The following is a 14,383-nucleotide window of genomic DNA, read 5'->3' on the forward strand; positions in this document are numbered from 1 at the left end:
AGGAATCCGTCCTCGCGGAAGAGCGCCGCGACGTCCTTGCACCGGACCAATTCCTTCTGCGATCGCTAGGGTGGAAAACGAACCTACATCGGGAGGCTTGAAACATGCTGGTACGTCGAATTGCTCGTCCACTGCTTTCCACGATCTTCATCGCCGGGGGAATCGATGCTTTGCGCAACCCCGCTCAGCGAGCAGCCAAAGCGTCACCGCTGATCGACAAATCCGTCGAGACGCTGCCAGGAGCAGTGACGCAGAAGGTGCCTGCTGATCCGGAAACACTCGTCAAGATCAACGCCGCCGTCCAGATCGGTGGCGGCGCCCTGCTAGCCACGGGCAAGGCTCCGCGGCTCGCGTCGTTGGTCCTCGCCGGAAGCCTGGTGCCGACCACGCTGGCCGGCCACGACTTCTGGAACGAAACCGATCCGTCACTGCGAGCGATGCAACGCACCAACTTCATCAAGAACGTCAGCTTGCTCGGCGGACTGATGATCGCGTCCGTCGACACCGAGGGCAAGCCGTCGCTCGGCTGGCGTGGCCGCCGCGCCGCGAGGAAGGCACAGGCGTCTATCGCCGCGGCACTTCCGTTGGTCGCATCGCAGACCGATCACACGAGCGATCGCGTCGAACATGCTTTGTCGTTGGCGTCCGAGCGCGGCTCCGAACTGGCCGAAACGGCAAAGGCACACGGAACGGATTGGCTCGAACTCGCCAAGGGGCGCGGTTCCGAGTTCGCGGAGATCGCGAGCAAGCGTGCTGCTGAATTCAGCGAGGTCGCCAAGGAGCGCGGCCCGGACATCCTCGAAGTCGCGCAGAAGCGCGGCTCCGAACTGGCCGAGACCGCACGCGAGCGCAGCGCCGAACTGGCCGAGCTGGCGAGCAAGCGCAGCTCCGAGTTCGCCGAACTCGCGCTCGAGAAGAGCAACGAGTGGGCAGAGACGGCGTCGGAACAGACCGAGGTGCTGGGTAAGCGGGCCCGCAAGCGCGCCGAGAAGGCGCTCGAAAAGGCTCGCGCCAAGAAGGACGAATTGACGCACTGAGTGCACCGAGAATCACGGTCAGGCCACCTTCGGGTGGCCTGACCTGTATCTATGCGGCAGTTCATCTGGGGGAACTAGACTGTCTTGGCGCTTTTGCAGCGCATGAATTTCTCATCAAGCCTAGGAGATCCTTTGCCCGACGCGGACCCGTCACTGAACGAGCAAGAGCTTGAGCAGCAGTACGTGACGATGCTGTACTCCCGTCTCGACGATCTTCGAAAGTATGCCCAAACACGCTTGAGCACGGTCCTCCTCGAGACCGGCGGCACCCCGCAGGCACGCAGTGAACGCGAATCCTTCAATGCCATGTACACCGAGGATCTCGCCAAGTACGACGCAGCCGAGAACGGAATGTGTTTCGGACGCATCGACTTCGACGACGAGCGACGCTACGTCGGCCGACTCGGAATTCTGGACACCGACAACGACTACGAAACGCTGCTCCTCGACTGGCGTGCCCCGATGGCACGGCCGTTCTATCTGGCGACGCCGGCGGCACCTGAAGGTGTGAAACGGCGCCGCCATATTCGCAGCCGTAGCCGCACGGTCACCGGCATCAACGACGAGTACCTGGACCTCGATGCAGCTCGCGCCGCCGGAGTCGTGACCGCAGCCGGCGGCGTCGCCGGTGAGAGCGCACTCCTGGATGCTCTGAACGCAGCACGTACGGGCCAGATGAACGACATCGTCGAGACCATCCAGAGCGAGCAAGATGCCATCATCCGCTCCGAGCACAAAAGCGTTCTTGTGGTCCAGGGCGGTCCGGGCACCGGCAAAACAGCTGTCGCACTTCACCGCGCCGCCTTCTTGCTCTACACCTACCGTCAGCAGCTGGCCAAGGCTGGCGTTCTCATCATCGGGCCGAACCCGACCTTCCTCGACTACATCAGCCAGGTCCTTCCTTCACTCGGTGAGACCGGCGTCCTGCTCTCGACGATTGGTGACCTGTACCCCGGAGTGCGCGCAACGCGTACCGATTCCCTCGCCGCCGGTGAGATCAAGGGTTCGCTCGCGATTCTCGACGTGCTCAAGAACGCCGTCCGGGATCGGCAGGAAGTTCCGTCCAAGCCGATCACCCTTCGATTCGACACGTACGACTTGAAGCTGGATCGCAAGACTGTCACGAAGGCACGCGGTCGTGCTCGGTCGTCGCGTCGCCCACACAACCTGGCGCGCCCGATCTTCGTAGCAGCAGTCATCGAGGCGTTGGCGCTGCAGATGGCCGAACTCATCGGCGGAAACCTCGTCGACGGCGGCTCACTCCTCAGCCGGGACGACATCGCCGACATTCGCGACGAGATGCGTGAGGACTCGGACATCATGTCCGCCATCGGAAAGCTCTGGCCAGAATTGTCGCCTCAGCAAATCCTCGCGGAACTGTGGACGTCTCCGGCGAGGTTGGCCAAGGCAGCGCCGCAACTCGACGACGCCCAACGCGACGAGCTTCTGCAGAGCGTCGGACCAGGATTCAGTGCGGCCGACGCTCCCCTTCTGGACGAACTCGCAGAGATCCTCGGTGTCGACGATGCCGCCGAACGCGAACGTGCACAACGTGAATGGCGCGCACAGATCGCCGACGCCCAGGGTGCGCTGGACATCCTCACCGGCTCTGCACCGCAGGACCTCGAGGACGAGATGGATCCTGAGATCCTGATGGCGTACGACTTGATCGACGCCAGCCAACTCGCACAGCGCCACGATCAAGGCCAGCGCCAGACCACGGCGGAGCGCGCTGCCGGCGACCGAACCTGGACTTACGGTCACGTGATCGTCGACGAAGCTCAAGAGCTCTCCGAGATGGCGTGGCGAATGCTGATGCGGCGCATACCGAATCGGTGGATGACGTTGGTCGGCGATACGGCCCAGACCGGTGATCCTGCCGGCACCTCGTCCTGGCAGACGATCCTCGAGCCGTATGTCGCCAAGCGCTGGAAGCTCACCGAACTGACCGTGAACTACCGAACTCCGTCGGAGATCATGGATGTCGCTCACCGTGTGCTCGAAGAAATCGACCCGGAGCAGTCCGTGCCCCGGTCGGTACGCGACAGCGGATTCGCGCCGTGGGCACTCAAGACCACGGCCGAAGAATTGGAAACGACCGTGCGCCGCTGCATCGAGTCCGAGTCACATCCCGGAATCACCGCAGTGATCGCCGGTTCCGAGATTGTTGCCGATCTGGCGGGCCTTGCGAGCGAGACCGTGAGCGTCCTATCGGTCAAGGACGTCAAGGGGCTCGAGTTCGACACCGTGTTGATAGTCGAACCCGCCGACATTCTCGACGAGTCTCCCCGTGGAATGAACGACCTCTACGTCGCGTTGACCCGAGCCACCCAGAGGCTCGGCATCATTCACATCGAGTCGCTCCCCGCGGTTCTCGACGGCGTCGAGGCCGCAGAGTTGGCCTTCGATTCGTGAGCCTCACGGAGTAGGTTCGTGCGTGACACCTCGAGTTGTGGTGTCACCCCAAATTTTTGTCGACGACTGAAGGAATGACCCTCGTGCTTGGCCTGCCCGCAAGTTCCGCCCCACCCATCCGCAAAATCTGTCGCGTGATGATCGGTGTCGGGATGCTGGCAGCGGTGACAGCAGGTTGTTCAGAAGATGACTCGAGTTCGACGGCAGCTGCGGGCAGCGACGACATCGCTGCTGTTGCTGCCGCACCCACAGAAACCCCGGTAGACGATGTCGAGCGTCTGCGGGCGGTGATCGCGTCGTCCGAGGTGAACCCCGCGTTTTCCGACGACATGTTGCAGGCGCTCGGTGACGGCGTCTGCCAGCAGCTCGCGGCCGGCACCGATCGAGAGACGATCATCGCGAATCTGCGGCAGGTATCACTGAACGGAGCGAGCGGACCGGTGGTCACGACCGGAGACAGCTCGGCCGCATCGACGCCACTTCCCAGTGCCGATCAGTTGGCTGAAGTGTTCGTCGATGCGGCCGAGGCCGACTACTGCCGGTAAATCAGCGAACAGTGTGCACGATAAGAACGTCGGACGTCGCCTTGCGCGCGGCATCGGAAGGCACCGAACCGAGCAGACGCCCGGTCAGTGTGTTCAATCCACGATTTCCGACGACCAGCAAGTCGCCCTTCACCTCGTCGAGCAAAGCAAGAAGCGATTCGACGGGAGCGCCGACGATGGCGCGCTCGACAACGTCCTTGGCGCCCTGGGCATGTGCGCGCTCTCGCGCCGTACGAAGGATCTCGTAGGTCGGAGCGGAACCGGTGACCTGGTAGGCCTCGTTACCCAATGCATCAGCGGCAGCGCTCACGTCCTTGGGATCAGCCGGGTAGTACGCACACGCGATGACTAGCTGGGCGTCCGAGCCACTGGCGATGGCGGCAGCTCTGTCGACTGCCTTCAGTGACGACTCGGAGCCATCGGTTCCTACGACAACGGTCCGGTAGGCACTCATTCATTCCTCCATGGTTACGGGACGGACGGTACGGCCGGCACCGGGGACACACTGTTGCACCCGCTCGACAGCCGCTGCGCTGACATTAGCGGGATTGTGCCGCGGATAGTGTTATTTGCAGTACACGCCACAAGCCCACAGTGAATGTGATCATCAGTCACAGGCAAATTTGTCCAACAGTGACCGATCAGCGAAGTTTGCCGAAGCGAGGCCCGAACAGCGCCGCCGGGAAAACTTCCTGCTCGACCAGGGCAGCACGCCATGGCGTCGCCAATTCCAGCAATCGTTTGGCACCTTCTTCACCGAGCGCATCCCACGGGGCCAGGGCAAGGTCGTCCGTCAGGTCTTCGACGACGTCGCGCAGTTCCTGCCCGTCCTCGGTCAGCGCACCGGACGAACGGTCGAGCAGTTCGCGATCCTTCAGGCTTTCCACTGCCTCGTCCCACTGTTCCTGCGACCACCCGCGGCGAGTCTGTGCGAACTTACGCTGAAACCCGATTCCCGTGGCTGTGTGCGTGATCAACGCGTCCAGTCCGTTCAATCCCGCGGTCTGAAGGGCCGCAATGTGGCCGTCGCCGCGATACTCACGCAGCAGTGTGAGCGCATGCCAGAAGCGCAGGTGCGGTTCAGTCGGCCAGTCGAGCGACGCCCAACCCGCGTACAGCGGGCGACCGTCTACTCCGGGAATGTTCTGGGCCGCGATCGATACGAGTTCGGCGGCCTCTGCCATGTCTGCCGACCCCGTCTCATCTGCACCGAACAGGCGGACGTACGCCGCGTCGATTGCCCGATACCGCGCCGCGACAACCTCTGTGGGCCTTGCCAATTCCCAGGCACGCGGAATGACACTGTCGATCAGTTCGGGATTGAAGTTGAAGAAGGTTGCCGTGACGACCGTCGCGGGTGGAGCGCCGAGCGGCGCTGACCGCCCCGCGAAGTACACCATTCGGCCCGGCTCCAAACCGACGCCGACAAGTTCCTTCTCCGTCTCCGGCACGAAGTACGCCAGCGAGTGAAGAAGTTCGAGAGTCCGCGCGGTCTTGCCTGCAGTCTGTGCATCCATACCTGAAACCGTAGCGGGCGCGAGCACGAACGTACGCGAGGCGACCTACTTGAGGCCCGCGGCGTCCATCCCTCGAAGTTCCTTCTTCAAATCTGCGATCTCGTCTCGCAACCGTCCAGCCAACTCGAACTGAAGGTCGCGTGCGGCATTCATCATCTGATCGGTGAGTTCCTTGACCAGATCTGCCAATTCGGCGCGAGGCATCGATTTGGTGTCGCGCCCCTCGTACACACCGGCACTGACCGCACGACCGGCCTCGCCCTGCGCACGCCGACCACGCGTCGCATTGCGGCCCGAACCACCGACGTCCACGGAAGCTGCGGTGTCCTCCGCCTCCTCGTACACCTGATCGAGAATGTCCGCGATCTTCTTGCGTAGCGGTTGTGGGTCGACGCCCATCTTCTCGTTGTAGGCGACCTGCTTCTCGCGTCGCCGCTCGGTTTCCTCGATCGCCTGCGCCATGGAAGCGGTGATCTTGTCCGCATACATGTGCACTTGACCGGACACATTTCGAGCCGCTCGACCAATCGTCTGAATGAGGCTGGTGGAGCTACGGAGGAAGCCTTCCTTGTCGGCATCGAGGATCGCGACCAGCGACACCTCGGGAAGGTCGAGTCCCTCACGCAGGAGGTTGATTCCGACCAGCACGTCGTACTCCCCCAGGCGGAGCTGTCGGAGCAGCTCGACTCGCCGGAGCGTATCGATATCCGAGTGCAGGTACCGGACGCGAATACCGAGTTCGAGAAGGTAGTCGGTCAGGTCTTCCGACATCTTCTTGGTCAGAGTCGTGACCAACACACGCTCGTCGCGTTCCGCTCGCTCACGGATCTCGTGAACGAGATCGTCGATCTGTCCCTTGGTGGGTTTGACTATGACCTCGGGATCGATCAATCCGGTCGGGCGGATCACCTGCTCGACGAACTCACCGCCGGACTGACCCAACTCGTACTTGCCGGGGGTTGCCGACAGGTAGACGGTCTGACCGATCCGCTTACTGAATTCTTCCCAAGTCAGAGGGCGGTTGTCGGTTGCCGACGGTAGCCGGAATCCGAATTCGACCAGGTTGCGCTTGCGTGACATATCGCCTTCGTACATGGCGCCGATCTGCGGAACGGTCACGTGCGACTCGTCGATGACCAGAAGGAAATCTTCGGGGAAGTAGTCGATCAAGGTTGCGGGGGCAGTTCCAGGACCTCGGCCGTCGATGTGGCGCGAGTAGTTCTCGATGCCGGAGCAGAACCCGACCTGCTTGATCATCTCGAGGTCGTACTGCGTTCGCATGCGAAGACGCTGAGCTTCGAGAAGCTTGCCCTTGCCCTCGAGTTCGGCGAGCCGCTCTTCGAGTTCTGCCTCGATGTCCTTGGCCGCACGCTCCATGCGTTCAGGGCCGGCGACGTAGTGCGTCGCCGGAAAGATACGGACCGTGTCGACCTGGCGAACGATGTCACCGGTCAGTGGATGCAAGTAGTACAGCGCTTCGATCTCGTCACCGAAGAATTCGATGCGTACCGCCAACTCTTCGTAGGACGGAATGATCTCGACCGTGTCGCCGCGCACGCGGAACGAACCTCGCGTGAACGCCATGTCGTTGCGGTTGTACTGAACGTCGACGAGCAGACGCAGGAACGCATCGCGCGGTACCTCGACACCGACGTCGAGCTGAATCGAGCGATCGAGGTACGACTGCGGTGTACCGAGGCCGTAGATGCACGACACCGAGGCCACCACGACCACGTCCCGTCGTGACAGAAGGCTGGACGTCGCTGAGTGGCGCAGCCGCTCCACGTCGTCATTGACCGACGAATCCTTCTCGATGTAGGTGTCGGTCTGGGCGATGTACGCCTCGGGTTGGTAGTAGTCGTAGTACGAGACGAAGTACTCGACCGCATTGTTGGGAAGCATTTCCCGAAGCTCGTTCGCGAGCTGAGCGGCCAGAGTCTTGTTCGGAGCCATCACCAGAGCGGGTCGTTGCAATTTTTCGATCAACCATGCTGTGGTCGCGGACTTACCGGTACCGGTCGCACCGAGGAGGACGACGTCCTTCTCCCCCTCGTTGATCCGTTTTTCCAGTTCGGCGATGGCTGCCGGCTGATCGCCTGCCGGTTCGTACGGACTGACGACCTCGAAGCGCGCGTCTGAGCGCTCGATGTCACCCACCGGACGAAACTCGGAATGCGCGACCACGGGATGTTCAGAAGCAAACGCCATGAAACCAGGGTAAGCGCACCCACCGACACAATGCCTGCTCGTCCGCGTTCAGCCGAAAAAGCACTTCGGCGGTAGGTTCTTCGACCATGAGCCAGGAACGTGCCCACATTCACCGGCCGAAGGTGGAAACCTTCGACATCGCAGCTCGCACCAACGTCGATCCCAAGGGTTTCGTTCGCCCGGTCGAGCACTACCGCGAGGAACCATGGGGGCTGTACATGGCGCGCCACGCCGACCATCCCCGGTTTCACTACCTGGAGTCGTGGATCATTCCCGAACTCGGAATTCGGGCGTCGATCCTCCACTTCACCCCGCAGCACGTCCGAGACTGGGATTTCTATGTCGACATCGGCGACTTCACTCGCAGCGAGCAGGTCTGGACATCCGAGGACCACTACCTCGACCTGATCGTGCAGACCGGACACAGCATCGAATTGCTCGACGTCGACGAGTTGCTCGAGGCAAACACCGCCGGAATCCTGGACCCGAAGACGTCCGAGCGCGCAATGCTGAACGCTGCCCGAGCCATCGACGGTATCGCCGCCCACGGTCACGACCTCGACGCCTGGCTGGGCTCGTTGGGCATGCCGGTCACGTGGCGCTGAGTCGTTAGAGGGACCAGCCTGATTTCTCGGCCCATTCCCACGCCCGGTGGAATGCGGCGTCGAACCACGGGGTCTTGACCCCCAGATAGGCGTCGATCGCCGAGGCGTAGTCGTCGATGCCGGCAGCGCTCGCAGCCGCCTTGACCTTGAGTTCGGCGTACTCGGCACGCGCCGACGCGTCGGCGCGAAGCCAGTCACGGAAGAGGATCGCGAACTGCTGACCCGGCCAACCGTCCACCCGAATGTGTATGTTCGCGCGGCGCCCTGGATCTGCGCTGCCGTGAATTCGCTTCGCCCACACCGCCGGATCGGTCTCGCCACCGAGATACGACGGTTTAGGGTCGTCAGCGACGATGTTCTCGATCCGGGGGAACCCGGCAGCGGCCAGATCCTCCGCGAGATCATCGGCAACGCCGAGGTGCTCGACAGTGATCTGAATGTCGATCACGTCCTTGCCATCGAGACCAGGCACTGCGGTCGATCCGATGTGATCGATCCGGCGCGCGCGGTCACCGGACACCAGTGACAACCGGCCGATGATTCGTTCCGCCTGCACCGGCCACGACGGGTCAGCTGGAGTCAGCTCGGGAAGCCCGCGCACCACCGTGCCCTCGCGGACGTTCTTCTCGAAGGGAACAAGTCGATTCGCCCACAGGTCACGGACCACGTCGTCAAGTGAACCCGGCTCGCCGCTGTTGTCGAGCCACACGTCGGCAACAGCACGACGCTGATCGTCTCTCGCCTGCGCTGCGATGCGCGCACGAGCGTCGGATTCCGGCATACCGCGTGAGCCCACCAGGCGTCGAACTCGCTCCTCCTCGTCGACGTAGACGATGACGACCAGGTTGAATGCCGGCGCCATCGAACCCTCGACCAAGAGCGGAATGTCTTGAACGAGCACTGCATCCGAAGGCGCGGACGAGATCTGCTCCATGGTCCGCGCACCGATCAGTGGGTGGAGGATGCCGTTCAGAGTTCCGCGTGACGTGTCGTCGGCAAACGCCAACGACGCCAACGCGGGGCGGTTGAGGCTGCCGTCCTCGGACAGAATCCCGTCGCCGAATGCGTCGGCCAGAGCGGCAAGTCCAGGAGTACCTGGCTCGACCACTTCTCGGGCGATCAAGTCGGCATCGACGATGACGGCTCCCAGTTCGCTGAGGATTTTCGACACTGTCGACTTACCGGCTCCGATGCCTCCAGTGAGGCCTACTCTCAACACACTCGACAGTCTCTCATCTCCGCGTCCGAGATTCAGACACGCCTACAGATCGAACACGCCGAGGCCTTCGAGGCTCAAATACCACAATTTCGGTGACCGTGCGGTTATGTTCTAGCGAACGCACTCTACCTGCACCTTCTCGAGAAAGTGGACGCCATGCGAGCAGATCGCGACCATCACGGTCAGCACCGCCTCGGAATGCCGAACGGCGTGCACTGTATCGAATTCCCGGAAGTTGCTTTTGCCCTGGCAGAACACCGACGCACTTGGTTCACGATGCTCGTGAGCCAGGGTCGACACAGCTTCGCGTCGATGCGCAAGCGCACAGCCGAAGCCACCGCTACGTATTGGGTGCCGGCGCCCGCAGCACTTCGCTGACCCGTCCCACCAGAATCGACAAATGGTCGTCGGTCCCTCGGGGCCGACGGCCATTCCCGTCGATACTCATCCGTCCGAGTGCCACTGATCCACAACACGCAGTGACGGTAGCCGCAAGACCAGGACGACGGCTGACACTGCCATCACCGCAATCGTCATTTCGAGCATCCATTCCTCCGAGGTGTCTCCGTCCGAGAAGAACACGATCAAGCCCAGATTGAGCACCCAATGCGCGACCGTCGCGACAAGTGTTCGATGCCCAAGACTCAGTCCGGTCGTCAATGCTCCGAAAATGATCGACAGCCCCATCGCAGCCACAACGAACAGCACATAGACAGCCACCCCGGACGCCAGTACGTAGACGTGTCCGAGACCGAACACCGCGCCGGTGACGATCATCGCCCGGACCGGACCGATCCGGGATTCGAGCAGAGGCTGCACTATTCCTCGCCACCCGATTTCCTCCGCGCCGGCCCCCACGCCCAGCGCGACAACTCCGAGTACGACCGTCGACATCGGAAGAGCCGACACGTCAATCGGCACCCATCTCGAATCGGTAAGACGGTCGAGCACGGCAATACCGGCGAGAACACAGATCATCGCCGTGGTAGTGACAAATGCCGACACGAAAACGGACGAGCGCGTGATCGCAGGAAACGGCAGACGGCCACGCCAACCGACAAGTACCACCGCTGCGCCGAACAGAGTTGAGAACTGGGTAAGCCGAAGCGCGTCCGAATTCAGACTGCACGATGCCTGGACGAACTCGAGAATCGGCGACACCAGACTCGACACCATGAGGAAGGTGATCAGCGGGACGACGATCGACGGGCGCGGATGGACCGAATGTTCTTGTGTGCGCACCGAATTCTCCGTGACTGCTCGTCGGGGAGCCCCAGCCTAGGAAGCGTCGGCCCCCTCGGTCGTCACCCTGGAGAGTGATCGGCAATCGATACCGAGGTACTGGTCCGTGCAGCACACATGCCGGAAGGCCCCGATCCTGAAGTGCAGGATCGGGGCCTTCTGGTCGATCTCACCTGATCAGATCAGGCAATTACTTCGCGAATCAGGCGTTGCCCGACAGCTTCTCGCGCAGTGCGGCGAGCTGTGCATCGCTGGCAAGCGATCCACCAGCGGACTCGGCCGGAGCAGCACCGGCAGCAACCGGAGCCTCGGCGTCGTCTGCAGCAGCCGTCTCCGAGGAGTAGCCGGCAGCAGCGGTGGCAGCCTCAGCGGCCTCGTCTGCAGCGGTCTTCTCCATCTGAGTGGTGTGCATCTTGTGACGACGCTCAGCCTCGGCGTAGCGGTTCTCCCACTCTTCGCGCTGCTTGTCGAAGCCCTCGAGCCATTCGTTGGTCTCGGGATCGAAGCCCTCGGGGAAGATGTAGTTGCCCTGATCGTCGTACGAGTCGGCCATGCCGTACTTGGACGGATCGAACTCGGCGTTGTAATCCTCGTTGGCCTGCTTCAGCGACAGCGAGATACGACGACGCTCGAGGTCGATGTCGATGACCTTGACGAGTGCATCGTCGCCGACGCCGACAACCTGGTCCGGAACCTCGACGTGGCGTTCTGCCAGCTCCGAGATGTGAACGAGGCCTTCGATTCCCTCTTCGACGCGCACGAATGCACCGAACGGAACCAGCTTCGTGACCTTGCCGGGCACGATCTGGCCGATGGCGTGCGTGCGGGCGAACTGACGCCACGGATCTTCCTGCGTTGCCTTGAGCGACAGGGAGACACGCTCGCGGTCCAGGTCGACGTCGAGAACCTCGACGGTGACCTCGGTGCCGACCTCGACAACCTCGGACGGGTGATCGATGTGCTTCCAAGACAGCTCGGAAACGTGAACCAGACCGTCTACGCCGCCCAGGTCCACGAATGCACCGAAGTTGACGATGGAGGACACGACGCCCTTGCGGACCTGGCCCTTCTGGAGCTGGTGCAGGAATTCGCTGCGAACCTCGGACTGAGTCTGCTCGAGCCATGCGCGGCGCGACAGGACCACGTTGTTGCGGTTCTTGTCGAGCTCGATGATCTTGGCCTCGATCTCCTTGCCGACATACGGCTGGAGGTCGCGGACGCGACGCATTTCGACGAGCGAAGCGGGGAGGAAGCCACGAAGACCGATGTCAAGGATGAGGCCGCCCTTGACGACCTCGATGACGGTGCCCTTGACGGCCTCGTCCTTCTCCTTGAGCTCCTCGATGGTGCCCCAGGCACGCTCGTACTGAGCGCGCTTCTTCGACAGGATCAGTCGACCTTCTTTGTCCTCCTTGGTGAGGACGAGAGCCTCGACCGCATCTCCCACGGAGACGACCTCGTTGGGGTCGACGTCGTGCTTGATGGAGAGCTCACGAGAAGGGATGACGCCTTCGGTCTTGTAACCGATGTCGAGCAGAACCTCGTCGCGGTCGACCTTGACGATGGTTCCTTCGACGATGTCACCATCGTTGAAGTACTTGATCGTGGCATCGATGGCGGCGAGGAAGTCCTCGGCGGAGCCAATGTCGTTAATGGCAACCTGCGGCGAGGTGACGGTTGTGGAGGGCATATGTTGAATTGCTCCGGACGAGTTGTGGTCGGTTGATGGATTTTGTCGGACGAGATGCGCAACTGTGGCGTACAAATGTTGGAAGTACTTCTTTGGAAGTACTAGATCGAAGTACCCAGCTGCATCAATAACGAACAACCGAATACCTGATCACATTCCACACCACAGAACCGCACCGCGAGCTCTCTCGTTCCGACTGATTCCGAGATCCTGGCCAAGATGATCCTGGTCAAGACGATCTTGTTAAAGACCTCGTGCAGACAATCGGTCGGATGACAGACACTCGCGTGAGTAAGACTACGCGTCGGCTATCTTGCCGGGCAAACCCGGGTACCCTGCGGCCGCGTCACCCGTTCTACTGTGTTGTTCATGTCTGACGAGCGCCATGCCGCCGCCAATTCCATTCTCGGTACCAGCGGCGTCGGCCGGGTCCGTGTCGATTCGAGTGCCAGCGACCGCGCCAGCCGCGCGTGGTGGGACGCCGACGCCGACGATTACCACAGAACCCACGGCGAGTTTCTGGGCGTGAACAGCGCAGAAGGTGAATTCGTCTGGTGCCCCGAAGGACTGCACGAGGGCGATCATCACTTGCTGGGCGACATAGTCGACAAGGACATACTGGAGGTTGGTTGCGGCTCGGCTCCCTGTGCCCGGTGGCTCGCCGGACACGGCGCTCGGGCCGTGGGACTCGACATCTCGATGGGGATGCTCGCGCGCGGGCAGGATGCGATGAACGCCGGCGGACCGGCAGTCCCGTTGATTCAGGCAAGTGCCGAACTCCTGCCATTTGCCGACGAGAGTTTCGACATCGTCTGTTCCGCGTTCGGAGCTGTGCCGTTCGTGGCCGATTCACAGCGGGTGATGGACGAAGTCGCCCGAGTTCTGCGTCCCGGCGGATCGTGGGTCTTTGCGGTCAACCATCCGATTCGATGGATCTTCCCCGACGATCCCGGGCCCAAGGGATTGACGGCAACGCTCCCCTACTTCGACCGCACTCCGTACGTCGAGGTCGACGACAACGGCGTCCCTACCTACGTCGAGCATCACCGAACCATCGGTGACCGGGTTCGTGAGATCGTCGCCGCCGGACTTCAGGTCCGCGACATCATCGAGCCCGAATGGCCGGAGTGGTTGGACCGCGAATGGGGACAGTGGAGTCCCCTCCGCGGCCAACTCTTCCCGGGCACGGCAATTTTCAGCGCCGTCAAACCCTGACGGTCACAGCAGCTTCGACAGGAACGCCTTGGTCCGATCGTGCTGCGGATTGGCCAGGAGTTCGCGGGGCTCGCCTGCCTCGACCACAACTCCGCCGTCCATGAACACCAACTGATCTGCGACCTCGCGGGCGAAACCCATCTCGTGGGTGACGACCACCATCGTCATGCCCTCTTTGGCCAACTGCTTCATCACGGTGAGAACTTCACCGACCAGTTCGGGGTCGAGCGCGGACGTCGGCTCGTCGAACAGCATGAGCTTCGGGTCCATCGCGAGAGCGCGGGCGATGGCAACTCTTTGCTGCTGACCGCCCGACAACTGGGCCGGGTACGCGTTGGCTTTGGCGCTCAACCCGACCTGATCGAGGAGGTCCTTCGCTCGTTCGACGGCCTTCTTCTTGCTGACGCGTTTGACCTGCGTCGGCGCTTCGATGATGTTCTCGAGAGCGGTGCGGTGCGGGAACAAGTTGAAGTGCTGAAACACCATCCCGATGTCACGGCGTTGTTTGGCCGCTGCTCGCGGGTGGAGTTCGTACAGCTTGCCGTTCTTCTCCGAGTAGCCGACCAGGTCGCCGTCGACATACAGACGGCCGGCGTTGACCTGCTCGAGGTGATTGATACAGCGCAAGAACGTCGACTTGCCCGACCCGGACGGTCCGACGAGGCACAAAACTTGGCCAGGGTCGATTTC

Annotated in this window: 13 protein-coding genes; 6 read left to right on the forward strand and 7 right to left on the reverse strand. The window is 62.1% G+C overall.

Annotation, left to right across the window (positions count from 1 at the left end; genetic code table 11):
* The first annotated feature begins 104 nt into the window (after nt 1–104).
* The 3 genes from QM716_RS24495 (at nt 105) to QM716_RS24505 (ending at nt 3,997) form a co-directional block, all read left to right on the forward strand.
* Nucleotides 105–1,037, forward strand: a complete 933-nt coding sequence (locus QM716_RS24495; protein ID WP_283306742.1) for a DoxX family protein — start codon at nt 105–107, stop codon at nt 1,035–1,037.
* 132 nt (nt 1,038–1,169) lie between these two features.
* Entirely contained in the window at nt 1,170–3,452 is a 2,283-nt protein-coding gene (locus tag QM716_RS24500; RefSeq protein WP_283306743.1) for a HelD family protein, read from the forward strand.
* Nucleotides 3,453–3,589: 137 nt separating this feature from the next.
* The gene (locus QM716_RS24505) at nt 3,590–3,997 is read left to right on the forward strand and encodes a DUF732 domain-containing protein (protein ID WP_283306877.1); all 408 of its coding nucleotides are present in this window, start codon (nt 3,590–3,592) and stop codon (nt 3,995–3,997) included.
* Nucleotide 3,998: 1 nt separating this feature from the next.
* Here QM716_RS24505 and QM716_RS24510 read toward each other — a convergent pair whose 3' ends face one another.
* The 3 genes from QM716_RS24510 to uvrB form a co-directional block, all read right to left on the reverse strand.
* Complete coding sequence (locus QM716_RS24510; RefSeq protein WP_019748627.1) at nt 3,999–4,451, reverse strand: universal stress protein; 453 nt, start codon at nt 4,449–4,451, stop codon at nt 3,999–4,001.
* Between the two features lie 187 nt (nt 4,452–4,638).
* Entirely contained in the window at nt 4,639–5,514 is an 876-nt protein-coding gene (locus QM716_RS24515; protein ID WP_283306744.1) for an SCO6745 family protein, read from the reverse strand.
* A 45-nt stretch (nt 5,515–5,559) separates the two neighbouring features.
* Nucleotides 5,560–7,722, reverse strand: coding sequence for an excinuclease ABC subunit UvrB (gene uvrB, locus QM716_RS24520; protein ID WP_283306745.1), 2,163 nt, complete (start codon nt 7,720–7,722; stop codon nt 5,560–5,562).
* 86 nt (nt 7,723–7,808) lie between these two features.
* Here uvrB and QM716_RS24525 point away from each other — a divergent pair, with 86 nt between their 5' ends.
* A complete protein-coding gene (locus tag QM716_RS24525; RefSeq protein WP_283306746.1) occupies nt 7,809–8,327 on the forward strand; it encodes a ribonuclease FAU-1 family protein in 519 nt (172 codons plus the stop codon).
* A gap of 4 nt (nt 8,328–8,331) precedes the next feature.
* Here the strand turns inward: QM716_RS24525 and coaE are convergent, their stop codons facing one another.
* Nucleotides 8,332–9,546, reverse strand: coding sequence for a dephospho-CoA kinase (coaE, locus tag QM716_RS24530; protein ID WP_283306747.1), 1,215 nt, complete (start codon nt 9,544–9,546; stop codon nt 8,332–8,334).
* Between the two features lie 156 nt (nt 9,547–9,702).
* On the opposite strand from coaE, the gene QM716_RS24535 reads away from it, so the two are divergent.
* Nucleotides 9,703–9,924: a hypothetical protein gene (locus QM716_RS24535; RefSeq protein ID WP_283306748.1), complete on the forward strand. Its 222-nt coding sequence runs from the start codon at nt 9,703–9,705 to the stop codon at nt 9,922–9,924.
* A 66-nt stretch (nt 9,925–9,990) separates the two neighbouring features.
* Here QM716_RS24535 and QM716_RS24540 read toward each other — a convergent pair whose 3' ends face one another.
* On the reverse strand, nt 9,991–10,788 hold the full coding sequence (locus tag QM716_RS24540) for a CPBP family intramembrane glutamic endopeptidase (protein ID WP_283306749.1): 798 nt from the start codon (nt 10,786–10,788) through the stop codon (nt 9,991–9,993).
* A gap of 202 nt (nt 10,789–10,990) precedes the next feature.
* Nucleotides 10,991–12,478, reverse strand: a complete 1,488-nt coding sequence (gene rpsA, locus QM716_RS24545) for a 30S ribosomal protein S1 (protein ID WP_283306751.1) — start codon at nt 12,476–12,478, stop codon at nt 10,991–10,993.
* A gap of 369 nt (nt 12,479–12,847) precedes the next feature.
* On the opposite strand from rpsA, the gene QM716_RS24550 reads away from it, so the two are divergent.
* Nucleotides 12,848–13,693, forward strand: coding sequence for a class I SAM-dependent methyltransferase (locus QM716_RS24550; protein ID WP_283306752.1), 846 nt, complete (start codon nt 12,848–12,850; stop codon nt 13,691–13,693).
* Between the two features lie 3 nt (nt 13,694–13,696).
* On the opposite strand, the gene QM716_RS24555 is transcribed toward QM716_RS24550, so the two are convergent.
* Nucleotides 13,697–14,383 (reverse strand): amino acid ABC transporter ATP-binding protein (locus tag QM716_RS24555; RefSeq protein WP_283306753.1); only part of this gene is annotated, 687 nt, incomplete at its 5' end.

It is taken from the genome of Rhodococcus sp. IEGM 1409, from assembly GCF_030056735.1.
In the GTDB taxonomy this organism is placed as follows: domain Bacteria; phylum Actinomycetota; class Actinomycetes; order Mycobacteriales; family Mycobacteriaceae; genus Rhodococcus_F.

What these genes read in the sequence shown, in the direction of transcription:
- QM716_RS24495 (WP_283306742.1), top strand. Translation starts at nt 105, where the DNA reads ATGCTGGTACGTCGAATTGCTCGTCCACTGCTTTCCACGATCTTCATC.
- QM716_RS24505 (WP_283306877.1), top strand. Translation starts at nt 3,590, where the DNA reads ATGATCGGTGTCGGGATGCTGGCAGCGGTGACAGCAGGTTGTTCAGAA.
- QM716_RS24510 (WP_019748627.1), bottom strand. Translation starts at nt 4,451, where the DNA reads ATGAGTGCCTACCGGACCGTTGTCGTAGGAACCGATGGCTCCGAGTCG.
- QM716_RS24515 (WP_283306744.1), bottom strand. Translation starts at nt 5,514, where the DNA reads ATGGATGCACAGACTGCAGGCAAGACCGCGCGGACTCTCGAACTTCTT.
- uvrB (WP_283306745.1), bottom strand. Translation starts at nt 7,722, where the DNA reads ATGGCGTTTGCTTCTGAACATCCCGTGGTCGCGCATTCCGAGTTTCGT.
- QM716_RS24525 (WP_283306746.1), top strand. Translation starts at nt 7,809, where the DNA reads ATGAGCCAGGAACGTGCCCACATTCACCGGCCGAAGGTGGAAACCTTC.
- QM716_RS24535 (WP_283306748.1), top strand. Translation starts at nt 9,703, where the DNA reads ATGCGAGCAGATCGCGACCATCACGGTCAGCACCGCCTCGGAATGCCG.
- rpsA (WP_283306751.1), bottom strand. Translation starts at nt 12,478, where the DNA reads ATGCCCTCCACAACCGTCACCTCGCCGCAGGTTGCCATTAACGACATT.
- QM716_RS24550 (WP_283306752.1), top strand. Translation starts at nt 12,848, where the DNA reads ATGTCTGACGAGCGCCATGCCGCCGCCAATTCCATTCTCGGTACCAGC.